Source organism: Streptomyces tuirus (genome assembly GCF_014701095.1).
Lineage (GTDB): Bacteria > Actinomycetota > Actinomycetes > Streptomycetales > Streptomycetaceae > Streptomyces > Streptomyces tuirus.
Window position 1 is genome coordinate 7,022,329 of sequence record NZ_AP023439.1, and the last position, 19,239, is coordinate 7,041,567.

Here is a 19,239-nt window from a genome sequence, read left to right on the forward strand (position 1 = left end):
AATGGCGATCATGACGTCGACGACGGCCTTCCAGCCGGTCCTGGAGCGCATCGCCGAGGAGATCGAGCGGACCCCCGGCCGCGGCAGGCCCGCCGACTACATCCCGGCGCTCGCAGCCTGCGACCCGCGCAGCTTCGGCATGGCCGTCGCCGGCCTCGACGGCACGGTGTACGGGGTGGGGGACTGGCGGCAGCCGTTCTCCGCCCAGTCCCTCACCAAGGTCTTCACCCTCGCCCTCGACCTGTCCCGAGAGGGCGACGCCCTGTGGGAGCACGTGGGCCGCGAGCCCTCCGGCAACCCCTTCAACTCCCTCGTCCAGCTGGAGTACGAGAACGGCATCCCGCGCAACCCGTTCATCAACGCGGGCGCCCTCGTCGTCACCGACCGGCTGCACACCCGTACCGGCGACGCCTCGGGCGAACTGCTGGCGTTCCTGCGGGCGGAGAGCGGCAACCCCGGCCTGGGCTTCGACCAGGAGGTCGCCGCGTCCGAGACCGCGCACGGCGACCGCAACGCCGCGCTCGGCCACTTCATGGCGTCCTACGGCAACATCGACAACCCCGTCCCGACGCTCCTGGAGCAGTACTTCCGGCAATGCTCCGTCGCCGCCTCCTGCGCCGATCTCGCCCTCGCCACGAGCTTCCTGGCCCGGCACGGCATCCGCGCCGACGGCACCCGCCTGCTCACCCGCAGCCAGGCCAAGCAGATCAACGCGATCATGCTGACCTGCGGCACCTACGACGCGGCGGGCGACTTCGCCTACCGCGTGGGCCTGCCCGGCAAGAGCGGCGTCGGCGGCGGCATCATCGCGGTCGTGCCCGGCCGCTGCACCCTGTGCGTGTGGAGCCCGGGCCTCGACGAGCGGGGCAACTCGGTGGCGGGCGTGGCAGCGCTCGACCGCTTCACGACCCTGACGGGTCTGTCGGTGTTCTGACCACCCGGTGTGCCGGCCGCCGTCCGTCGGTGCACCGGTGCCGGCAGGACTGCCGCCCCGATGGGAACTCGGCGGTCCGTGATCACCGGCCGGTCACGAGCAGGCCGCCCCGCGGAGAGGGGCGCTTCCCCTGCCGGCCATCCGCCGTTGACACGCTGCCCGAGTGTTGGCCATGGCTTTCCCCGTCGATCTCCGCCGCTGTCAGATACCCGGTCTGGCCGGTACCGCCTGCCTCGCCCTGGGCGGTGAGACGGCCGGCGCCCTGCCCGTGGAGGACCTCCTCCACCCGGCCTCCGCCCGCGCCGCCCTCGGCCTGGTCGGTGTGTACTTCGGCGTCGTCCTGCTGATCGCGGCCTGGCTGCAGCTGGGGCGGCTGGTCCGCGGGCCGAGACCACCGGAGCCCCGCTCCCTGCTGCTCGTCCTCGCCACCTGGGCGGCCCCGCTGCTCCTCGCCCCGCCGCTGTTCAGCCGGGACGTCTACAGCTACCTCGCCCAGGGGGCGATGGTCGAGGCGCACCTGGACGTCTACGCGCACGGGCCTGCCCGCCTCGGCGGTCCGCTCGCCGAGGAGGTCGCCCCGCTCTGGCGGCACACCGCAGCCCCGTACGGGCCGGTCTTCCTCGCCGTCGCGGCGGCGCTGTCGGGCCTGACCCGCGGCGAATTGCCCGCCGGACTCCTCGGGATGCGGCTCGTCGCCCTGGCCGGTGTGGCCCTGATGGCGGCCGCTCTGCCCCGCCTCGCCCGGCACAGCGGCGCCGATCCGTCCGCCGCGCTGTGGCTGGGCGCCCTCAACCCGCTCGTCCTGCTGCACCTGGTCGCGGGCGCCCACAACGACGCCGTCATGCTCGGCCTGCTCGGCGTCGGTCTGGTCGCAGCGCTCGGCCGGTGGCCGGTCCTCGGGGCCGTCCTCGTCACCCTCGCCGCCCTGGTCAAGGCGCCCGCCGTGCTCGGTCTCGCCGCCGTCGCCGCCCTCCAGGTGCGCGCGGGCCGCAGCCCGGCGAAGGCTCTCGCGACGACCACCGTCGCGGCGGCGGGGACCACCGTCGCCGCGACGGCCGTCGCCGGCACCGGATACGGCTGGATCGGCGCCCTGAACACCCCCGTCTCCCCCCAGAACTGGGCGCTGACCACCCTCCTCGGCCGCGTCACCCGGGCCCTGCTGGAGCGCCTCGGCAGCGATCTCGCGCCCCTGGCGATCCCCGCCTGGCACGCCCTGGGCATCGTGACCGCCGTGCTCGCGATCGCGCTGATCTGGCTGCGGCTGCGCCTCAGGCCGGTGTACGCGCTCGGCCTGTCCCTGGCGGCGGTGGCCGCGCTCGGGCCCGCGATCCGCCCCTGGTACGCCCTGTGGGGCCTGTTCCTCATCGCCGCCGCCGCACCCAGTACGTCCGTACGCCACCGCACGGCGGCCGTCACCGGCGTGCTCGCGCTGAGCGTGCTGCCCAGCGGCGGCCCGGCCGACACGGGGCAACTCGTGCTGGCCGTCTCCGGCGGCGCACTCGCCGTCGTCGTGCTGTGGCAGGCCCACCAGGCCGAACTCGCCCCGGCGCTGGGACGCGCGGCATGACCCCGGCCCTGCCCCGCACCGACCGGGGCCGGCTGCTGCTGGTGCTCGCCCTCGCCACACTGGTGACGGTCTTCACCGCGACCGTGCCGCTGCTGCGCGACTGGTTCGACCTGCGCGTCTACTACGGCAGCATCGACTCCTGGGTCCACCACGGCGGCCGCATCTACGACTACCGGGTGCCCGGCACGGCGTACGGCTTCACCTACCCGCCGTTCGCCGCGGTCGCCATGCTGCCGATGGCGCTGCTGGGTCCGCACACCGCGATCGTCGCGGCCCTGCTGCTCAACCTGGCCGCGCTGGCCGTGATCCTGCGGCTGCTCGCCGGACGTGACTGGCGGCGCCACGGCTGGTTCGGCTGGGCGCTGACCGCCTGTCTGCTCGCCCTGTTCGAACCGCTTCGCGACACTCTCAGCTTCGGCCAGGTCAATCTGTTGCTGCTGGCGCTCGTCCTCACCGACGCGACGCTGCTCGCCGGCGGGCGCGGACGTCTGGCGGGCGTCGGCATCGGTCTCGCGGCGGCGGTCAAACTCACCCCCGCGCTCTTCATCGCTCTGCTGCTGGTGGCCGGACGCCGGCGCGCGGCGGCGCTCGCGACGGCGGTGGCCCTCGGCGCCACGGCCGTCGCGGCCTGCGTGGACCCGGACGCCTCGCGCTTCTACTGGACCGAGGCGCTGTGGGACACCAACCGCGTGGGACGCCTCGGCTACGTCTCGAACCAGTCGGTGCAGGGCATCCTGGCCCGGCTCGGCGAACCGGACCGTGCGGTGTGGGCCCTGGCGGTGCTGCTGATCCTCGGCGTGTGGGCGGTGCGGGCCCGCCGGGCGGTCGCGGCGGGGGACTGGACGGCGGCGTTCGCCCTGACCGGTCTCGCCGCCTGTCTCGTCAGCCCGATCACCTGGGTGCACCATCTCGTGTGGCTGCTTCCGGCCTTCGCCGTGCTGGTCCGCGCGGGGCGCCTCCGGGTCGCGGGCGTCCTGTACGCCGTGCTGTGCACGAGCGTGGTGTGGCTGTGGTTCGACGACGCGTCCGGTGTCGACGGGTTCCTGGGCAGCAACGCCTATGCCTGGATCACCCTGGGTCTGCTGCTGTGGCTGCCCGTCGGTCAGCTCCGCCGGGGTCTGCGGACCGGAACCCGCAGCACCAGCACCACGACCGCCGCGCCCGTGCCGGCGGCACCGGCGATCATCCCCGCTTCCGTCCAGAAGGACCCGTGCTCCTCCGGTACGGCGGCCGCGACCGCGGGCGGTGTCGTCGCGGCGGGCCGCGCGGATGTGCCCGGCGCACCGAGCGAGCCCACCGCCTCGACCCTCCCGGCCGACTTGAAGCCCCAGTCGAGCAGCGAACGGGCCTCCTCGTACACGGCGGACCCGCCGCCCTTCTGAGGGTTCATCACCGTCACGACCAGGGTGCGCCCGTCGCGGCGCGCCGCGACGACGAGGGTGCTGCCCGCCTTGGAGGTGTAGCCGTTCTTGATGCCGATCAGCCCCCGGTACGGCTTCACCCCGTTGGCGCCGCTCAGCAGCCGGTTGGTGTTGAGGATCGGGTACGACCAGTTGCCGCCGCCGGGGAACCTGGCCTCGACGGTGGCGCAGTACCGGGCGAAGTCGGGGTTGCGCAGCCCGACCCGGCCGAACACGGCCAGGTCGTACGCCGACGACACCTGTCCCGGTGCGTCGTAGCCGTCGGGGGACACCACGTGGGTGTCGCGGGCGCCGAGGGACCGGGCCTTGGCCTGCATCCGCTGGGCGGTGACCCGCCAGCCGCCGTTGAGCTCGGCCAGGACGTGCACGGCGTCGTTGCCCGAGTTGAGGAAGACCCCGCGCCACAGATCGGAGATCCGGTAGGTGCGGCCCTCGGCGACCCCGACCAGGCTGCTGCCGGCTCCGATGCCCCGAAGCTCCGGCTCGCGGACGGTGTGCCGGACGCCCGCCGGCAGCCCGGGCAGCACGGTGAGGGCGAACAGGGTCTTGAGGGTGCTGGCCGGAGGCAGCTTGCGGTGCGCGTTGTGGGCGGCGAGCACCTCCCCCGTACGGGCGTCGGCCACCAGCCAGGACCGTGCGGAGAGCTTCGGAAGGCGAGCCACTCCGGTGCGCGGGCGGACCTGGGTGCCGGGTCGGTACAGCAGCGAGGGGTGCGGGGCGGCGGCCCTCGGCCCACCCGGCGGAGTGGGCTCCGCCCCACCGGGGTCGGCCATCGCCGTGGGCGTCAGCGCCAGCAGCCCCGCCACGCAGAGCGCACCGGCCGACACGGCCACCCGGGAAGAGAATCCGATGATCATACGATCAACGTAGGAACGGAGATGCTCCGCGAGGCGACGACGGGGCCGCACTCCACGCGCTAGCACCCGGATGGATGATCCCCGTGCCCGACGGGTGGCGGCCGGGTGGGTGTCTACGGTCCGGGCGGATCTGCGCTGCCACGCGGTCGTGGAGTCCCGGCTGATCGGCACCGTGGACGGACGCGTCCTCGGCTGCTCGGTGACCCCGTAGGGGACGCGGCCGCGTCAGCCCGAGGGCAGCGTCGGCTGGATCCGCCGCAGGAACGTCGCGTTGTCCGGCGTCTCGCGCATCCGCTCCAGCAGGGTCTCCAGACCGCCCTGCCCGTCCCGGCCCTGCAGCACGCGCCGCAGTCCGCGGACAGCGGCCAACTCGGCTTGCGAAAGCAGGAGTTCCTCGCGGCGGGTGCCGGAGAGGGTGATGTCGACGGCCGGGAACACACGGCGCGACGCCGGGTCCCGGCTCAGGCGGAGCTCCATGTTGCCGGTGCCCTTCAGCTCCTCGAAGTAGAAGCCGTCGGCGCGGGAGCCGGTCTCCACCAGGGCGGTCGCGAGGATCGTGAGGGAACCGCCCTCCTCGGCCGACCGGGCGGCGCCGAAGAACCGCTTGGGGCCGGTCACCGCGGACGCGTCGACGCCCCCGGTGAGGATGCGCCCACCGGATGCGGCCGCGTTGTTGTGCGCCCTGCACAGCCGGGTCAGCGAGTCGAGGAGGACGACCACGTCCTCACCGGCCTCCACGAGCCGCTTGGCGCGCTCGATCACCAGGTCGGCGAGGGCGATGTGCTGCCTGGCGCTGCGGTCGAAGGTCGAGGCGTACACCTCGCCCCGCACACAGCGCCGCATGTCGGTGACCTCCTCGGGCCGCTCGTCGAGCAGCAGCATCATCAGCCGGCACTCGGGGTGGTTGCCGGTGACGGCGGCGGCGAGCTGCTGGAGGAGGACGGTCTTGCCGGTCTTGGGCGGGGCCACGAGGAGCCCGCGCTGGCCCTTGCCGACGGGTGCGATCAGGTCGACGACGCGCCCGGCCAGTCCGGCGGCGGGGTGCTCGAGCCGCAGCCGCTCGTGCGGGTGCAGCGGTGTCAGGTCCCGGAAGTGGCGCCGACCGCGCAGATCTCCGGGCGTACGGCCGTCGATGCGTGCGACCTCGGTCAGGCCGCGCCGGTCGCCGGTCACGCCCTCGACGAGATCGCCCTTGCGCAGGCCGTACCGGTGGATCAGCGCGGGGGACACCGCGGTGTCGGCGGGCGTGGGCAGGCAGTTCTCACCGCGCAGGTGCCCCTTGCCGTTAGCGTCGATGTCCAGGACCCCGGACACGGCCCGGGCGGGGGACTGCTGCTGTACAAGTGGGTTTTCGAGTGTGGTGGTCATGGTGGTGGGTGTCCTTTCACGGACGGCAGGCATGAGACGTGCGAAGGGAAGGGAGGAGTGCCGCGAAGGGAGGGCCTGTGGCGCGCTTCCGGGCGGCGGGGGAACAGCACCTCGGGTACGACGATCACGTCGTGGTGCTGGAAATGAAGGAGAGAGGTGAAGAACGGCACCGGCGCCCGCAAAGAGGGGCGTGCACGAGTGCTTCTGGCAATGTACCACCGAAAGCGGCGGATGAGGGCCTGATACCTCGGGGAGCTGTCTCAGCTCGTGGCCAGCAGCCCGTACAGCAACGGGATCCGCGGCTCGGGCAGGCGCCACCAGCCGGACTGCGTACGGACCATCTGCGGCCAGCGCGGCCAGGGAAGTTCCTCGCCTTCCCGCAGCCGCCGCACCGCGAGCCCCGCATCCGTCAACGCGTTGAGGACCTCGCCCATTCCGTGCATCCACTCGTAGCTGTCCGTGGCGCCCTGGACGGCCGGGCCGTCGGTGTAGGTGTGGGTCCCGTCGCGGTGCACCGGTCCGGCGCCGCCCAGGTAGTCGTGGCGCAGGAGCAGTTCGGGTCCCTCGCCCGGGGCGGGCTTCGGTCCGAGCGCGTTGAGCAGGGGATGGAACTCGACGACGTACAGCCGGCCGCCAGGCCGCAGGAGGCGGCCGACGGTCTGCGCCCACCGGTCCAGGTCGGGGAGGTAGCACAGGGCGCCCTTGCCGGTGTAGACGACGTCGAACCGCCGCCCGCCCAGGGCCTCGACGGCGTCGTACACGTTCGCCCGGACGTACGTCACGTCCGCGCCGGCCTTCGCCGCGATGTCCTGGGCGGCCGCCACGGACGCGGCGGAGAAGTCGAGGCCGACGGCCCGGGCGCCGCGCCGTGCGAAAGCGATGGTCTCCGTGCCGAGGTGGCACTGCAGGTGCAGCACGTCACGCCCGGCCAGCTCGCCGAGGTCCTCCCACTCGAACGGGGCGAACCAGCGCTCGGGATCGAGGTCCTGGTCGAGGCCGTAGAAGCGGCTGGCGAGATGGACGGGCGTGCGGGCGTCCCAGTTGGCCTGGTTGGCCCGCATGAGCCGGTCGTGCTCGGCGGACGTCATGGGGACATCCAACCCTGAACCGGCCGCGGGCGCCGGGAGAACGCGGGAAACGAATCTCCGGAGGAATCGGTCAGTTCGAGCGGGCGCGCGCCTCCTCGGCGATCCGCTCGAACTGCTCGCCCATGGCGGCCGCGAGGGCCTGGGCCCCCGACAACGGGCGCACCATCACCGTGAATTCGTCGATGAGCCCGTTCTCGTCGAGATGGATGAAGTCGCAGCCGTTGATCTCCCGGTCACCCACGCGCGCGGTGAAGACCAGGGCGTGGTCGCGGCCGTTCGCGTCGTTGATCTCGCGCACGTAGCGGAAGTCCTGGAAGACCTTGGAGACGGCCCGCAGGATCGCGGCCGTGATCGCCTTCCCGGCGTACGGCTTGAACACGACCGGGCTGGTGAAGACGACGTCCGGCGCCAGCAGCGCCTCGGCGGCGTCGAGGTCGAGCTTCTCGACCGCCTCACGGAATGCACGCATCGAAACCGCCTTAGTCAATTTGTTGAGTAGGTGCGGCGTAGATTAGTCACCCGTTGGTACGGTGTCCACATGTCTCTCAAGTACGCCGTGCTCGCTGCGCTCCTGGAGGGCGAGGCCTCGGGGTACGAGCTGTCGAAGGTCTTCGACGTGTCGCTGGCCAACTTCTGGGCCTCGACCCCGCAGCAGCTCTACCGCGAACTGGAGCGCCTCGCGCGGGACGGCCTGATCGAGGCCAGGGTGGTGCGCCAGGAACGCCGCCCCGACAAGCGCATGTTCACGCTGACCGAGGCAGGCCGCGAGGACCTGAGGGCGTTCGCCGCCGCGCCGCCCCGGCGGCCCACCGCCATCCGCGACGAACTCCTCATCAAGATCCAGGCCATGGACGGCGCGGACCCGGACGCGACCCGGGCGCTGGTCGAGGAGCGCGAGGCGTGGGCGCGCGGCAAGCTCGCCCGCTACCGGCGGGTGCGCGAGCGCCTCCTGGCGGGCCGCAGCGAGGAGGAGTACCTCCGGGAGACCGACCGCGTGGGTCCCTACCTCACCCTGATGGGAGGCATCGGCTTCGAGGAGGAGAACCTCCGCTGGTGCGAGCGCGTACTCACCGTCCTGAAGCAGCGGACTCCCCTAGGCTGAGCCGATGTTCAGCCCCGAAGGCCCCAGTCTGCGCGAACTCGCCGTCCAGGCGCTGTCGTCCGTCGAGCGCGGCTACGACCTCCTCGCGCCGAAATTCGACCACACGCCCTTCCGGACATCCGACGGCGTCCTCGACGCCGTCGGGTCGGCGCTGCGGCGGACGGGGCCCTTCGACGCCGGGCTCGATCTGTGCTGCGGCACCGGCGCGGGCGTCGGGGTGCTGGAGCGGGTGTGCCGGGAGCGCGTCACCGGCGTGGACTTCAGCGCGGGCATGCTCGGCGTCGCCCGGGAGCGAGTGCGGGTGCGCGGCCCGCAGGTCTCCTGGGTCCGGGCCGACGCCCGCGCCCTGCCCTTCGGCCCCGCCTTCGACCTGGTGGTGAGCTTCGGGGCCTTCGGCCACTTCCTGCCCCGCGAACTGCCCGGGCTGTTCGCACAGGTCCGGTCCGTCCTGCGGCCGGGCGGCACCTTCGCCTTCCCGCTGGCCGCCCCGCCCCGCCCGGGCTCGCGAAGCTACTGGACGCTGCTGGGCTTCGACACCGTGATGCGGGTGCGCAACGCGCTCTGGCGGCCCGACTTCGTCATGTACTACCGCGCGTTCCGCCTCGGGGACGTACAGCGCGAACTCGGGGCTGCCGGATTCCGGGTCGAGCTCCAGCCGCTGCCGGAGTTCGGGCGGCGGTCGGACGGCAGCCCCCGGGTGCGGCTGGTCACGGCCCGGCTGCCGGGCTAGGCCCTGAAACCGGGGCGCCGCTCAGCCTCGGAGGAAGTTCAGCAGATCGTCGTTGAACGCCTTCTCGAAGTCGCCGACCAGGCCGTGCGGGGCGCCCGGATACACCTTCAGCGTCGCGTCCTTGACGAGCTGGGAGGTCCGGTGGGCCGAGGCGGCGATCGGCACGATCTGGTCGTCGTCCCCGTGTGCGACGAGCGTCGGCACGTCGATGCGCCGCAGGTCCTCGGTGAAGTCGGTCTCCGAGAACTGCGCGACGCAGTCGTAGGCGCCCTTCAGGCCGGCCTGCATGCTCCACATCCAGAACGCCCGCCGCACGCCCTCCGACACGGCGGCGCCGGGCCGGTTGAAGCCGTAGAAGGCCTCGCTCAGCTCCCAGTAGAACTGCGAGCGGTCCGCCGCGACCCCGGCGCGGATCCCGTCGAAGGCGTCCTTCGGTGTGCCCTCCGGATTGGCCTCCGTCCGCAGCATCAGCGGCGGCACCGCACCGAGCAGCACGACCTTGGCGACCCGCGCCGTCCCGTGCCGCCCGATGTAGCGGGCCACCTCCCCGCCGCCGGTGGAGTGGCCCACCAGGACCGCGTCGGTGAGGTCCAGTGCCTCGATCAGCTCGGCCAGGTCGTCGGCGTACCGGTCCATGTGGTTGCCCTGCCACGGCTGGCCCGAGCGGCCGTGTCCGCGGCGGTCGTGCGCGACCGCCCGGAAACCGTGCTCGGCGACCAGCCGGGCCTGCCCGTCCCACGCGTCGGCGTTGAGGGGCCAGCCGTGGCTGAACACCACGGGCTGCCCCGCGCCCCAGTCCTTGTAGTAGAGCTCGGTGCCGTCGGAGGTCGTGAACATGGTCATGGGGATCCTCTCGGGGGTCGCCTGGGGGAGCCGTACCGTGTCTCGATGATCTCCGTCATCTCCGGGAGCCCGCGTCAGCAGTCCGCCGAACGGGTGATGGACGACGGTCGGACGGGTGCGCCGCCGCGCGGCTCGGCAGGGTGAACTCGTAGACCAGCGCCTCCCGTTGGGCGTCCACCACGAGGTCGGTGATCTCCAGCGGGCGCGCGTACTGGTCGTGCACCTGCCGGGTGACCCGTACCGACGGGACGCTCGCGAGGCGGCTGATGGCGTCGCGGTGGTGGAGGGTCAGACCGGCCCGGCGCATCCAGTCGTAGGCCCGGCGCAGCTGCGCGGCGGCGGTGCCGTCGGCGCGGTCGCGGTAGCGGGCCAGCTCCTCCACCTCCGCCAGCGCCACGGCGGAGAACGATGTCACGGCGCTCCGCAGGCCCTGCCCGTCGGTGGTCGCGTAGCGGTAGCGGTGGATCAGGGTCGGGCGGCCGGGCTCCAGCCCCAGGGCCTCGGCGTGGTCCGGTGAGGGAGCCTCCCAGGTCACGGTGGCGCGGGCGACGCCACCCGGGGCCGCGGGGTCCGCGCCGACCGGGAAGGTGAGCGACGCCGGGGTCTCGACCGGCAGGCCGGGCAGGGTGGCGTGGCTGCCGCGCCGGTCGGTGGTGACCAGGCCGTCGCGGCGGAGCAGCTCCAGCGACTGCCGTACGGTCTCCCGGCTGACTCCCAGGTGACCTGCCAACCGCCGTTCGCTCGGCAGCCGTTCACCGGGCGGGATGGTGCCGTCGCGCAGCTCGCCGAGTAGCTCCGTGGCGATCCTGCGGTACAGGGGCTCCGCCTCGGTCGGCGGGGGATCGTGCGGGGTGGTGCGGGCCATGCCGCCCCTCCTGTGGGTGACGTTCGGTAGCCGTGCGGGCTCGGTGCGCCACCAGATCTAGCATTGGTCTAAACCAGCTGGGAAGGGCGGCCGGGCGGTTCGGCCGAAACCGGCCCGCCCGCGCCCGCCCTCACAGCGCGCCGTACAGGGCGTCCACCAGGGCCATTTTCCGCGGGTCGTTGGCGATACGGGGCCCCATCCGGTTCATCACATAGCCGAGGGACACCCCTGCCTCCGGGTCGGCGAGCCCGCAGGAGCCGCCGAAGCCGTCGTGTCCGAAAGCGCGCGGGTTGGGCCCGTACGAGCCGTCAGGGCCGCTGAGCCAGAGCCCGAGCCCCACCTCCGTCTCGTGCTCGAACCCGGCGCCGAGCACCAGGTCCCGGCAAGAGCCCTGCCCCTCGCGCACCCGCTCGGCGGACTCGGGGGACAGCAGACGGAGGCCTGCGTGGGCACCGCGTCCCGCGAAGACGCCGTAGAGCGCGGACACCGCACGCGCGGTGCCGTGCCCGTTCGCCGCCGGGATCTCGGCGGCCCGCCACCGGGGGGTGTTGGCCCCGTCGGCGGACACCGCCGGGTTGGTCAGCGCGGCGACGGCCGCGGGCGCCAACTGGGCGAAAACGGCTGCCTGTTCACTGCTCGTGGTGACCGCCGGCTGGACCAGCTCGGCCGCCCGGCCGTAGTCCCGCTCCGGCAGACCGATGCCGAAGTCGATGCCGAGCGGCCCCGTCACCTCCCGCGCCAGGAAGGCGCCCGGCCGCAGCCCCGACACCCGCCGTACGACCTCGCCGACCAGATGGCCGTAGGTCAGCGCGTGGTAGCCGGACCGGGTGCCCGGTTCCCACCACGGCGCGGTCGCCGCGAGCCGCTGTGTCGTCAGCTCCCAGTCGCAGAGCTGCTCCAGCGAGTGCGGCTCCCGCAGGCCGGCCAGACCGGCGCGGTGGGACAGCAGATGCCGTACGAGGACCTTCTCCTTGCCCGCCGCGGCGAACTCGGGCCAGTACCCGGCCACCGGCGCGTCCAGGTCCAGCAGCCCGCGGTCGGCGAGGAGGTGCGCGCACAGCGCCACCGGACCCTTGGTCGTGGACCACACGTTCACCAGCGTGTCCCGCTCCCACGGCCGGGAGCGGGCCGCGTCCGCCCAGCCGCCCCACAGATCCACCACGGTCTCGCCGCCGACGGTGACGGCCACCGCGGCGCCCAGTTCGCCCCGCTCCCGGAAGTTCTCCTCGAACGCCTCGCGAACCGCGGCGAACCGCGCGTCGCAGTGACCGTGCACCTGTGCCTCGTTCTCGGACATGAGCCCCTCCGCCGACCGTCCCGGGCCCGGGACGCCGCGTCGCGGCCCGGGCGCGAAGAACGTACCGACTGGTCGGACCGGGTGGAAGCCCGCCGACGCTCGAACGGCCGGATCAGATGTACGAGCGCATCCAGCGCAGCTTGGCCGCCTGCTGGTAGGGGCCACCGCCCTCGTGGTCGTTGAAGTCGTAGACCTCGATCGACTTGTCCTCGTGGTCCCAGGCGTTGAAGGCCGCGAAGACGGTCGAGGGCGGGCAGGTCTGGTCCTCCAGGGCGGCCGAGAAGAGCGCGGGGGCGCGGCCACGGGCGGCGAAATGGACGCCGTCGAAGTACGACACCGTGCGCAGGGCGTCCTCGGTGCGGCCGCGGTGCGTCTTGAGGTAGAGGCCGATCTCCCGGTACGGGTGCCGGTCGGTGATCGTCGCCGCGCGCGGGAAGTCGCACAGGAACGGCACGTCCGGCGCGATGCCCGCCAGGTCCGGGACCAGGCCTCCCACGGCTATGGTGATGCCGCCGCCCTGGCTGGAACCGACGGCCACCGTGCGCGCCGGGTCGGTGAGGGGATGCGAACGGGCCGCCTCGACGGCACGCACCGCGTCCGTGTAGACCCGGCGGTAGTAGTAGTTCTCCGGGTCGTCGATGCCGCGGGTCATGAAACCGGGGTACGCGGGCGCCCCGCCCACCGGGTCCGCCGTGCCGCCGCCCCCGCCCCAGGCGCTGCCCTGCCCCCGGGTGTCCATCACGAAGTGCGCCCGGCCCGAGGACGCCCACAGCAGATGCTCGTGGGGCAGCCCGCGCCCGCCGCCGTAGCCGATGAACTCCACGACCAGCGGCAGCGGTTCCTGCGCCCCGGCCGGGAGCGTCAGCCAGCCCTTGACCGGATGACCGCCGAAGCCGGCGTACGTCACGTCGAACACCTGGACGGTGGACAGGCCCGTGTCGAACGGTTCGAAGCGGGCGTCCAGGTCGTGAACGCGCGCCTCCTGGAGGGTCTTGGACCAGAACGCGTCGAAGTCCTCGGGCTCGGTGGCCGCGCTGCGGTACTCGCGGAGTTCGTCGAGAGGAAGGTCGAACAGGGCCATGCAGGGCCGCCTTTGAGTGAGGAGCAGCTACGGGGGCAGTGTGGATGATCACACTATGTGAGTGATTGGAGGACCGGCCAGGGATTTGTGCCGGGGCACCCGTAGTTCACGGGTGCGTGCCCCGGAGGGGGCCTTACCGCGTCTCATGCGCGGCGGTGCGTCCACTCCGGTTCCGTACGGGCCCAGGCCCGGTCCCACTCCGCCATCCGGCGCCGCAGGGCCACCCTCCGTACCAAGGAGTGGCCGAAGAGCACCACGAGCACCGCACCGCCCGCGGCGCAGGTACCGATGGTGAGGGTGTGCTGCCAGACCGCCGACCTGTCCACCGGCGGCAGGACATTCCGCCCCCGGTCGTCGAACCAGGCGTCCACGGTCTCGCCCCGCCGGGTGTCCGCCGGGACCCGTGTCGTCGCGGTGCGCCGGCTTCCGTCCGGTTCGGTCCAGCGCACCGTCGCCCGGTACGCGTGCTGCCCGCCGGCCTGCACCGACGGCAGCGAGTCGGTGGTGCCGATCACCTCGGCCCGGACGCGATGCCGCTCGGCCCGCTGCTCCGCCGCCACCGACCGCGCCTCGTCATGGGCCCACCAGGCGGCGGCCGCCCCGGCCAGGGGCGCGCCCACGAGGACGAGGACGGCGACCACCAGCACCGTCCACGCTTCAACGACATCCGACCGGCGTCGCAGCGGACTGCGCCGCCAACGCCAGCCGCGCACCCGGGTACGCATGCCCACCTCCTCGCCGTCACCGCGACCGAGGGACGAACCGGCCGTGCGGTGCGCCGCCGCTCCCTCCGCATCACGCACGCGTGCGAGTGCCTCCATGGTCGGGGTACCCCCTGAGGCGCACATCGATCGCTCCGCGGCCGTATACGCGGCGGGAGCGGCCTGCGGCTGGGTGCCCGGGACGGGCGCGACGAAACCGGAGTCAGCCGAAACGCTCGATGCGGATCCGGTCCACCGGCTGACCGGCCGTCACGAGCAGCCGGGACGCGTGCTCGGCGAAGGAGTTGGAGCCGCACACATAGGCCTCCCACCCACCGGGGGGCTGCTCGGCCAGGAGCGGCGCCACATGTGCGGCCGCCATACGTCCGACCGCCGTCCCCGCGGGCGCGCTCCGGGTGAAGACCGACGTCGTCTCCGCGCCGAACTCCCGGGCGTAGACGAGCTCCTCGGGGCTGCGCGCGGACACCAGCAGCCGCAGCGGCACGGTCAGGTTCCGGGCCCGGTGGTGCCGGATCATCGACATCAGCGGTACGACGCCGGAGCCGGCGCCGACGAGCAGCGCGGGCCGGTCGCCCGGCCAGGCGAAGAAGCCGCTGACCGGGCCCCGCACCTCGAGCCGGTCGCCGGGCCGGGCGACGGTGTGGAACCAGCCCGAGACCTCTCCGCCCTCCACGTGATCCAGGGTCAGCTCGACATGCCCGGAGTCGTCCGGCGCGGACGCGATCGAGTAGTGCCGCTGGGCCGCGTAGCCGTCCTCGGCGGTCAGCCGCACCATCAGGTGCTGGCCCGGCAGATGGCCCGGCCAGCCGGGCACGGCCAGCCGGAAGGTGGCGGCACGGGGGGTCTCGCGGCGGATCTCGGTGACCGTGGCGGTCTGCCACTGGGAGGCGGCCTGCTCGCTCACGGCGATCCGCCCGGGCACGGCGAACCGGGTCGGAGGCACGAAGGTGCCCGTCACGGCGGTCTCAGTCACCGGAGTACCTCTGCTCCTCCCACGGGTTGCCCCGCTCGTGATAGCCGTTCTTCTCCCAGAAGCCCGGCTCGTCGTGGTCGAGGATCCGCAGGCCCGCGATCCACTTGGCGCTCTTCCAGAAGTACAGGTGCGGCACCACCAGCCGCGCCGGGCCGCCGTGCTCGGGGGCGAGCGGCCTGCCGTCGCACTCCCACGCGATCCAGGCGCGCCCGCCGGTCAGGTCGGCCAGCGGGAGGCTCGCGGTGTAGCCGGTGTGCGAGTAGGCGACGGCATGGGTGGCCGACTCATGGGGCCGGACCACGTCCAGGAACGCGTCCAGGGACACTCCCGCGAACCGCACCCCGAACTTCGACCAGCTCGTCACGCAGTGGATGGCGCCCTCGTACGCCGACGGGGGCAGCCGGTGCGCCTCCTCCCAGTCCCAGGTGCGGGGTTCGGCCACCAGCCCGTCGACGCGGAAGGTCCAGTCGGCGGGTGCCAGCTCGGGAGTGACCTCGGCGGACAGGACGGGCCAGTCGTCGCCCGCGTCGTACTGGCCGGGCGGCAGGCCGGGATCGGCGACGCGCGGGCGCCCGGTGAAGCCTCGGGTGGTGTTCATGCGGTGGTGCCTCCGGGCCGGTCCGGCGGTGCCCGCCGGACCGGATGATCAGTGATTGCGTATTCAACCGTAAGGGGGGTGCGGCCTACTCCTCCCGGCCGGGGCCCGGCCAGGCGTTGTAGCGCACGAGGTACTCGGCGAAGCGGCTCAGATCCTCCGCCGGCCAGTCGGCCAGGCGCTCCCGGAACGCCGCCCGCCGGCTCTCGGTGACCTGGGCCAGGATGTGCCGCCCGGCCCGCGTCAGGTGCAGCACCTGGACGCGCTGGTCCGCCGGGTCGGGGCGGCGCTCGACGAGGCCGGCGCGCTCCAGGGCGGTCACCTGGCGGCTGACGGTGGATTTGTCCAGGGCGTAGTGGGCGGCCAGATCGGTGGCCCGGCAGCCGCCGATCTCCTCCAGATGCCCGAGCAGCGTGTACGACACCAGCGACAGCTCGGGGTGCATCCGGCCGGCGGCGGCCCGGGCGCGGCGGGCGAAGACCGTCATCTCCCGCTGGATGGTCTCGACGGCGTCGGCGGTGTGCACGGGACCTCCCTCACCACGGTACTGCTCGACCCCTCCATGGTTGCATAGCCCAACCACTCGCCCGCACGGCATCACCTCGCCGTACCCGTCGGCCGGCCCCTCGGGGTAGGGTTGCCGTCCGGCCGGGCAGGGACCCGGCCGCCGGAACCGAGGAGGTGAGACCCATTACCGCTGTGTCAGCTCGGGTGCTCTCCTCTCGACGTCGCGCGGATCGCCGGCCGTAGGCGATCGCTGGAGCGCCCTTCGGTTCCCGAAAGGCTCTGGGCTTCCATGCCGTCTGTGTCCGCCGTCCCCCCTTCCGCACCGTCCTCCCGTGACTCGGCCGTCGCCGCCCTGCGCACCGCGGGGTGCGTCTTCGCCGAGGACGAGGCCGAGATGATCCTCGCCACCGCCCCAACCCCGGCCGAGGCCGCCGCCATGGTCGAGCGCCGCGTCGCCGGCCTGCCCCTCGAACTCGTCGTCGGCTGGGCCGAGTTCAGGGGTCTGCGCATCGCCGTCGCGCCGGGTGTGTTCGTGCCCCGCCGGCGCACCGAGTTCCTGGTGGAGCAGGCCCTGCGACAGGCGCCCGCGGCCGCCGTCGTCGTGGACCTGTGCTGCGGTTCGGGTGCCGTCGGAGCGGCGCTGGCCGCCGCGCTCGGCCGCGTCGAACTGCACGCCGCCGACATCGACCCGGCCGCCGTGCGGTGCGCCCGCGGCAACGTCGCCGCCGTCGGCGGTCAGGTCCACCAGGGCGATCTGTTCGAGGCGCTGCCCGGCGCGCTGCGCGGCCGCGTCGGCATCCTCGCGGCCAACGTGCCCTATGTGCCGAGCGAGGAGATCGGCCTGCTGCCGCAGGAGGCCCGCGACCACGAGCCGCTCGTCGCACTCGACGGAGGCACGGACGGCCTGGACGTGCTGCGCCGGGTCGCGGCCGAGGCGCCCCGCTGGCTCGCCCCCGGCGGCTGCGTCCTGGTGGAGACGAGCCGGCACCAGGCCCCGACCGCCGTCGGCGTCCTGGAACGCAACGGCCTGACGGCACGCGCGGTCATGTCGGAGGAGCTCTACGCCCACGTGGTGATCGGCGTCAGACCCTAGGCCCCCCGGCCCTCACTCGGGTGCGGTCGCCCGCGCGATGAGCAGGGCCACGTCGTCGAAGTTGTCCGGCTCGTGCAGCGTGCGCAGCAGCTGGTCGCAGACGTCCTCCAGCGGCCGGTCGGGGCCGTCGAGCAGCGACAGCAGCGTGTCGAGCCGTTCGTCGAGGGGGTCGCGCCGCGTCTCGACGAGGCCGTCGGTGTAGAGCACCAGCCGGTCGCCGGGCTCGAGGTCGACGGTGGTCGTGGAGAAGGCGACCCCGCCCACGCCGAGCGGCACCCCCGTCGGCAGATCGAGCAGCTCCGGGGCGCTGCCGGGCCGGACCCGCACCGGCGGCAGATGCCCGGCGTTGGCGATCCGGCACTGCCGCAGATGCGGGTCGTGAACGGCGTAGACACAGGTCGCGATGGTCTGCTCGAGGCCCGCGGTGATCTTGTCGAGGTGCTCCAGGAGTACATGCGGATCGAGGCCGAGGGAGGCGAGGGTGTTGGTCGCCGTCCGCAGCCGCCCCATGGCCGCCGCCGCGGGAATGCCGCTGCCCATCACATCGCCCACGACGAGCGCCGTCCTGCCCCCGTCCAGCGGGATCACGTCGAACCAGTCGCCGCCGACCTCGCTCGTGGCCCCGGCCGGCTGGTAGCGGGAGGCGACCTCCAGCCCGCCCGTCACCGGCGGATGGCTGGGCAGCAGGCTGCGCTGGAGGGTGAGCGCGGTATTGCGGGCGCTCTGGTACCAGCGGGCGTTGTCGATCTGCACGGCGGCCCGGGCGGCCAGCTCGCGCGCCAGCAGCAGGTCGTCCTCACTGAACGGCAGCGGATTGCGGGTGCGCTTGAGGTCCAGGGCCCCCAGCACCTCGCCGCGCGCGATCAGCGGCACCGCCAGGTACGAGTGCACCCCGGCCCGGCCCAGCAGCTCGGCCGCCTCGGAGGACCGCGCGATGCGGTCCAGGTCCTCGTCCTTGACCTCCGGCAGCATCACGGGGCTCGCGGTGCGCACGCACTCGGTGACGAGCCGGTCGGGGGCGTACCGGGCGACCTGTCCAGGAGGATCGGCCGCCTCCAGGGCCTCGGCGGAGTCGTAGCCCTGTACCGCCAGGGCGCGGATCACGGCCGACTCGGCGGGGCCCAGCCGGGTGCGGCGGCCCTGCACCACCGCGTCCAGCAGGTCGACGGCGGCGATGTCGGCGAGCTCCGGCACGGCCACCTCGGCCAGCTCGCCGGCCGTGCGGTCCAGGTCCAGCGTGGTACCGATCCGGCCCGACGCGTCGGCGATCAGGGCCAGGCGCCGCCGCGCGGCCTCGGCCTCGATGCCCGCCCGGTACTGCTCGGTGACGTCGACGATCGAGACGGCCACGCCCAGCACGGTCCCGAAGGCGTTCTCCAGCCGGTACAGCGAGACCGACCAGGCGTGGTCCTGATGCGGGTCGGCCGGGGTACGGCCGATCGTGGACTGGTCGACGACCGGCGTTCCGGTCTCCAGCACCCCGCGCGCGGCGGCCTCCAGGGCGTCGACGTTCATCCGCGGCACCACCTCGCGGACCGTGCGGCCCAGGTGCGCCTCGGCCGGCACGCCGTTGATCTCCTCCAGCGCCCTGTTGACGGAGACGTACCGCAGGTCCGTGTCCAGCACGGCCAGCCCGATCGGGGACTGCGCGATCATACGCGTCGACAGCGCCACCTCCCGCTCCAGCCGGTGCACGGTCGTCTGGTCGGCGCACAGCCCCAGCGCGTACACGTCGCCCTGGTCGTCCAGCAGCCGCATGTTGCGGAACTCCACCAGCCGCGTGCTGCCGTCCTTGCAGCGGATCGGGAAGGCCCCGGCCCAGCTCTGCCCGGTCTCCATGACGTCGGCGAACAGTTTGACCACGAGGTCGACGTGCTGCTCGTGGACCATGATGCGGGCGGCGTACTGCCCGAGCGCCTCCTGTGCCCCGTAGCCGAAGAGTTCCTCGGCCTGCGGGCTCCACAGCACGATGCGGCCCTCGGCGTCCAGGACCACCGAGGCCACGCGCAGCACGTCGAGCAGACCGCTCGGGCGTGCCGGACCGCCGCCCTCGGACCCGGGAGACCCGGCTGCACTCATCCCACGCCCCGCCTTCGCCGTCCTCGCGGCACGCCGTCGTGTGCCGACGCCCCATGTTCTACCGCTGTTCTACCGCGCGGAGCCGCTTCTCGAAGGCCCCTTCCGTCACCTTCCACC

18 protein-coding genes and 1 pseudogene are annotated in these 19,239 nt (G+C 73.4%); 6 read left to right on the forward strand and 13 right to left on the reverse strand.

Going from position 1 to position 19,239, the window contains the following annotated elements:
- Window position 1: 1 nt before the first annotated feature.
- From IGS69_RS31875 to IGS69_RS34870, 3 genes are all read left to right on the forward strand, one after another.
- Entirely contained in the window at window positions 2-934 is a 933-nt protein-coding gene (locus tag IGS69_RS31875) for a glutaminase (protein ID WP_190903912.1), read from the forward strand.
- 172 nt (window positions 935-1,106) lie between these two features.
- Window positions 1,107-2,501 (forward strand): polyprenol phosphomannose-dependent alpha 1,6 mannosyltransferase MptB, encoded by a 1,395-nt coding sequence (gene mptB, locus IGS69_RS31880; RefSeq protein ID WP_190903913.1) that lies wholly within the window; start codon window positions 1,107-1,109, stop codon window positions 2,499-2,501.
- Window positions 2,498-3,883 carry a glycosyltransferase 87 family protein gene (locus tag IGS69_RS34870; protein WP_232543694.1) on the forward strand — a complete coding sequence of 462 codons (1,386 nt, stop codon included), beginning with the start codon at window positions 2,498-2,500 and terminating at the stop codon, window positions 3,881-3,883. The genes mptB and IGS69_RS34870 overlap by 4 nt, the downstream gene beginning before the upstream one ends.
- Before the next feature lie 59 nt (window positions 3,884-3,942).
- On the opposite strand, the pseudogene IGS69_RS34875 reads toward IGS69_RS34870, so the two are convergent.
- From IGS69_RS34875 to IGS69_RS31900, 4 genes and pseudogenes are all read right to left on the reverse strand, one after another.
- Window positions 3,943-4,779: pseudogene (locus tag IGS69_RS34875) on the reverse strand (D-alanyl-D-alanine carboxypeptidase family protein); the annotation flags it as partial.
- A gap of 225 nt (window positions 4,780-5,004) precedes the next feature.
- The gene (rho, locus tag IGS69_RS31890; protein ID WP_190903915.1) at window positions 5,005-6,147 is read right to left on the reverse strand and encodes a transcription termination factor Rho; all 1,143 of its coding nucleotides are present in this window, start codon (window positions 6,145-6,147) and stop codon (window positions 5,005-5,007) included.
- Window positions 6,148-6,407: 260 nt separating this feature from the next.
- Window positions 6,408-7,235 carry a class I SAM-dependent methyltransferase gene (locus IGS69_RS31895; RefSeq protein WP_190903916.1) on the reverse strand — a complete coding sequence of 276 codons (828 nt, stop codon included), beginning with the start codon at window positions 7,233-7,235 and terminating at the stop codon, window positions 6,408-6,410.
- Between the two features lie 70 nt (window positions 7,236-7,305).
- The gene (locus IGS69_RS31900) at window positions 7,306-7,704 is read right to left on the reverse strand and encodes a nuclear transport factor 2 family protein (RefSeq protein WP_190903917.1); all 399 of its coding nucleotides are present in this window, start codon (window positions 7,702-7,704) and stop codon (window positions 7,306-7,308) included.
- 69 nt (window positions 7,705-7,773) lie between these two features.
- On the opposite strand from IGS69_RS31900, the gene IGS69_RS31905 reads away from it, so the two are divergent.
- The gene (locus tag IGS69_RS31905) at window positions 7,774-8,337 is read left to right on the forward strand and encodes a PadR family transcriptional regulator (protein WP_190903918.1); all 564 of its coding nucleotides are present in this window, start codon (window positions 7,774-7,776) and stop codon (window positions 8,335-8,337) included.
- Between the two features lie 4 nt (window positions 8,338-8,341).
- Window positions 8,342-9,067, forward strand: a complete 726-nt coding sequence (locus IGS69_RS31910; protein WP_190903919.1) for a class I SAM-dependent methyltransferase — start codon at window positions 8,342-8,344, stop codon at window positions 9,065-9,067.
- A gap of 21 nt (window positions 9,068-9,088) precedes the next feature.
- Here the strand turns inward: IGS69_RS31910 and IGS69_RS31915 are convergent, their stop codons facing one another.
- The 8 genes from IGS69_RS31915 to IGS69_RS31950 all read right to left on the reverse strand — a co-directional run bounded on the left by IGS69_RS31915 (window position 9,089) and on the right by IGS69_RS31950 (window position 15,930).
- Window positions 9,089-9,910, reverse strand: coding sequence for an alpha/beta fold hydrolase (locus tag IGS69_RS31915; protein ID WP_190903920.1), 822 nt, complete (start codon window positions 9,908-9,910; stop codon window positions 9,089-9,091).
- Window positions 9,911-9,965: 55 nt separating this feature from the next.
- Complete coding sequence (locus tag IGS69_RS31920) at window positions 9,966-10,775, reverse strand: GntR family transcriptional regulator (RefSeq protein ID WP_190903921.1); 810 nt, start codon at window positions 10,773-10,775, stop codon at window positions 9,966-9,968.
- Between the two features lie 130 nt (window positions 10,776-10,905).
- Window positions 10,906-12,072: a serine hydrolase domain-containing protein gene (locus tag IGS69_RS31925; RefSeq protein ID WP_190903922.1), complete on the reverse strand. Its 1,167-nt coding sequence runs from the start codon at window positions 12,070-12,072 to the stop codon at window positions 10,906-10,908.
- Between the two features lie 112 nt (window positions 12,073-12,184).
- Complete coding sequence (locus tag IGS69_RS31930; protein WP_190903923.1) at window positions 12,185-13,153, reverse strand: acetylxylan esterase; 969 nt, start codon at window positions 13,151-13,153, stop codon at window positions 12,185-12,187.
- A gap of 143 nt (window positions 13,154-13,296) precedes the next feature.
- Window positions 13,297-13,878: an Rv1733c family protein gene (locus tag IGS69_RS31935; RefSeq protein ID WP_190904734.1), complete on the reverse strand. Its 582-nt coding sequence runs from the start codon at window positions 13,876-13,878 to the stop codon at window positions 13,297-13,299.
- 199 nt (window positions 13,879-14,077) lie between these two features.
- A complete protein-coding gene (locus IGS69_RS31940) occupies window positions 14,078-14,833 on the reverse strand; it encodes a ferredoxin reductase (protein ID WP_190904735.1) in 756 nt (251 codons plus the stop codon).
- A gap of 7 nt (window positions 14,834-14,840) precedes the next feature.
- A complete protein-coding gene (locus IGS69_RS31945; protein WP_190903924.1) occupies window positions 14,841-15,446 on the reverse strand; it encodes a sulfite oxidase-like oxidoreductase in 606 nt (201 codons plus the stop codon).
- An 85-nt stretch (window positions 15,447-15,531) separates the two neighbouring features.
- The gene (locus IGS69_RS31950; protein ID WP_385863963.1) at window positions 15,532-15,930 is read right to left on the reverse strand and encodes a MarR family winged helix-turn-helix transcriptional regulator; all 399 of its coding nucleotides are present in this window, start codon (window positions 15,928-15,930) and stop codon (window positions 15,532-15,534) included.
- A 309-nt stretch (window positions 15,931-16,239) separates the two neighbouring features.
- On the opposite strand from IGS69_RS31950, the gene IGS69_RS31955 reads away from it, so the two are divergent.
- The gene (locus IGS69_RS31955) at window positions 16,240-17,043 is read left to right on the forward strand and encodes a putative protein N(5)-glutamine methyltransferase (protein ID WP_190903926.1); all 804 of its coding nucleotides are present in this window, start codon (window positions 16,240-16,242) and stop codon (window positions 17,041-17,043) included.
- Between the two features lie 12 nt (window positions 17,044-17,055).
- Here the strand turns inward: IGS69_RS31955 and IGS69_RS31960 are convergent, their stop codons facing one another.
- On the reverse strand, window positions 17,056-19,122 hold the full coding sequence (locus IGS69_RS31960) for a SpoIIE family protein phosphatase (protein WP_190903927.1): 2,067 nt from the start codon (window positions 19,120-19,122) through the stop codon (window positions 17,056-17,058).
- Between the last annotated feature and the right edge of the window lie 117 nt (window positions 19,123-19,239).

Bases quoted from the DNA above. Each gene is read 5' to 3' on its own strand.
- IGS69_RS31875 (WP_190903912.1), top strand. From the start codon at position 2: ATGGCGATCATGACGTCGACGACGGCCTTCCAGCCGGTCCTGGAGCGC.
- mptB (WP_190903913.1), top strand. From the start codon at position 1,107: ATGGCTTTCCCCGTCGATCTCCGCCGCTGTCAGATACCCGGTCTGGCC.
- IGS69_RS34870 (WP_232543694.1), top strand. From the start codon at position 2,498: ATGACCCCGGCCCTGCCCCGCACCGACCGGGGCCGGCTGCTGCTGGTG.
- rho (WP_190903915.1), bottom strand. From the start codon at position 6,147: ATGACCACCACACTCGAAAACCCACTTGTACAGCAGCAGTCCCCCGCC.
- IGS69_RS31895 (WP_190903916.1), bottom strand. From the start codon at position 7,235: ATGACGTCCGCCGAGCACGACCGGCTCATGCGGGCCAACCAGGCCAAC.
- IGS69_RS31900 (WP_190903917.1), bottom strand. From the start codon at position 7,704: ATGCGTGCATTCCGTGAGGCGGTCGAGAAGCTCGACCTCGACGCCGCC.
- IGS69_RS31905 (WP_190903918.1), top strand. From the start codon at position 7,774: ATGTCTCTCAAGTACGCCGTGCTCGCTGCGCTCCTGGAGGGCGAGGCC.
- IGS69_RS31910 (WP_190903919.1), top strand. From the start codon at position 8,342: ATGTTCAGCCCCGAAGGCCCCAGTCTGCGCGAACTCGCCGTCCAGGCG.
- IGS69_RS31915 (WP_190903920.1), bottom strand. From the start codon at position 9,910: ATGACCATGTTCACGACCTCCGACGGCACCGAGCTCTACTACAAGGAC.
- IGS69_RS31920 (WP_190903921.1), bottom strand. From the start codon at position 10,775: ATGGCCCGCACCACCCCGCACGATCCCCCGCCGACCGAGGCGGAGCCC.
- IGS69_RS31925 (WP_190903922.1), bottom strand. From the start codon at position 12,072: ATGTCCGAGAACGAGGCACAGGTGCACGGTCACTGCGACGCGCGGTTC.
- IGS69_RS31930 (WP_190903923.1), bottom strand. From the start codon at position 13,153: ATGGCCCTGTTCGACCTTCCTCTCGACGAACTCCGCGAGTACCGCAGC.
- IGS69_RS31935 (WP_190904734.1), bottom strand. From the start codon at position 13,878: ATGCGTACCCGGGTGCGCGGCTGGCGTTGGCGGCGCAGTCCGCTGCGA.
- IGS69_RS31945 (WP_190903924.1), bottom strand. From the start codon at position 15,446: ATGAACACCACCCGAGGCTTCACCGGGCGCCCGCGCGTCGCCGATCCC.
- IGS69_RS31950 (WP_385863963.1), bottom strand. From the start codon at position 15,930: ATGACGGTCTTCGCCCGCCGCGCCCGGGCCGCCGCCGGCCGGATGCAC.
- IGS69_RS31955 (WP_190903926.1), top strand. From the start codon at position 16,240: ATGCCGTCTGTGTCCGCCGTCCCCCCTTCCGCACCGTCCTCCCGTGAC.
- IGS69_RS31960 (WP_190903927.1), bottom strand. From the start codon at position 19,122: ATGAGTGCAGCCGGGTCTCCCGGGTCCGAGGGCGGCGGTCCGGCACGC.